At 71.6% G+C, this 1,573-nt stretch carries 1 protein-coding gene and 1 pseudogene; both read right to left on the reverse strand.

Features of this window, described 5'->3' with window-relative positions:
* Positions 1-908: SWIM zinc finger family protein (locus VHB27_RS02360; RefSeq protein WP_325597318.1), on the reverse strand; the 908-nt coding region annotated here is incomplete at its 3' end.
* A 322-nt stretch (positions 909-1,230) separates the two neighbouring features.
* Positions 1,231-1,573 (reverse strand): annotated as a pseudogene (locus VHB27_RS02365) (ATP-dependent DNA helicase RecG); the annotation flags it as partial.

Below are 1,573 nucleotides of genomic sequence, written 5' to 3' on the forward strand. Positions count from 1 at the left end.
CGGACGGCGGTCAGGCCTTCATCGACCGACAGCGACGCCTGCTGCGACGCATCGGGACGGGCGATCCAGGTGATCTGGCCGGGCCGCTCCGGGCCTTCGGTCATCGCCGGGCCTTCCGCGCTGCCCCAGCGCGCGCGCCCCGTCGCCAGGATCCGCCGCACCGTGTCCACCGGGTCCTCATCCGCTCGGGCCAGGTAGCCGCTGGCGCGACGGGCGAGGCGGGAGAGGATCACGAGGTCGGACGGGCGGAGGTATTTCGCCGGCGTCTGCACCTGGTGCGGGGCGTAGCGGCGGATGCTGCCGGCGCTGCCGTCCTTGCGCAGCGTCACCGTCATCGGGTCGACGAGCAGGCGCGGCACCGCGCCGTTCGTTGCATGCAAAACCTCGGCGCCGAGAACGTAATAGACGCGGGTGCGGACCGAGGTCGGATACTCCTCGGTCAACTCGTCGTCCTCGCCGTCGAAACCCGAGAGCCAGTCTCGGATTTGCGCCGGCAGCGTCGCTTTGGCCAGGGCCTTCGGCGCTTCCGCCGCGTCGGACATCAGCATGCGCCTGGGCGCCGGCGCGGAACGGACCAGCATGCTTTCGCGCCGCTGCGCGGCGATGGCGACGGCGGCGACATGCTTGCACTGGCTGCGCATCGGGCAGGAGCACGCGCCGATGATCCTGACCCCGCCGCTGGGCAGGCGGGAGATGCGCAGGTTCTGAACGTAAGGATCGGGCAGGGTGCCTTGCGTCAACGCGGCGATGACGGCCCCGCCTGAGGAAATCTGCAACTCCTGCACCCGGCCCCGCTGCTCGTAGGCGCGTCCCGCCGACAGGGTTGCCGCGGTGAACGCCCGCTTGATGTCGGCCTCGCGGATCGCGAGCGTCGGGTCGATGTCGGGTGAGAGAGGCACGATATGCATATACAGAACATGATGACGGCGCACGAGTCGGAGCCAGGGACCCCGAGGCGGGCGACCGGTCGAGTCGGGTCGGTGATGACGCACGATGATGCGGGCGGGGCGGCGCGGTGGCAAGCGGCGCTCTCGCCCCGGTTCCCTGGTTTTGGCTTTCCCGTTCCTCGTTCCGCGGGCGCGGGCCCGCAGGTGCCGGACCAGGCCGCGACCGCCCGGCCATGGTGACGGAAGGAGCCGTCGTTTCGCCGGCCCGAGGCTGGTCCCGCAGCGTCGGCGGTCGCCGTGACGCGGCCGCGGGTTACACCTCCGGGACATCACATATCCGTGATCATCCGGCCGCCAGCGTCTTCATCGCCGCCGTCCGTTCGAACAGCCGCAGCAGCACCCGCACGGCCTTGCCGCGCGGGCTCTCCAGTCCCGGATCGCGGGCCAGCAGCACCGCCGCGTCGCGGTTGGCCATGTGCAGCAGCCCCTCGTGCTCCTCGGCGTTGGCCAGGCGATAGCCGGGCAGGCCCGCCTGCCGGGTGCCCAGCGCGTCGCCGCCGCCGCGCAGGCGGTAGTCCTCGTCGGCGATCAGGAACCCGTCCTCGGTGTCGCGCAGCAGGGTCAGGCGGCGGCGGGCCGTGTCGCTGACCCAATCCTCGTGCACCAGCAGGCAGAAGCTCTGCTCC

It is taken from the genome of Rhodopila sp. (assembly GCF_035548235.1).
Lineage (GTDB): Bacteria > Pseudomonadota > Alphaproteobacteria > Acetobacterales > Acetobacteraceae > Rhodopila.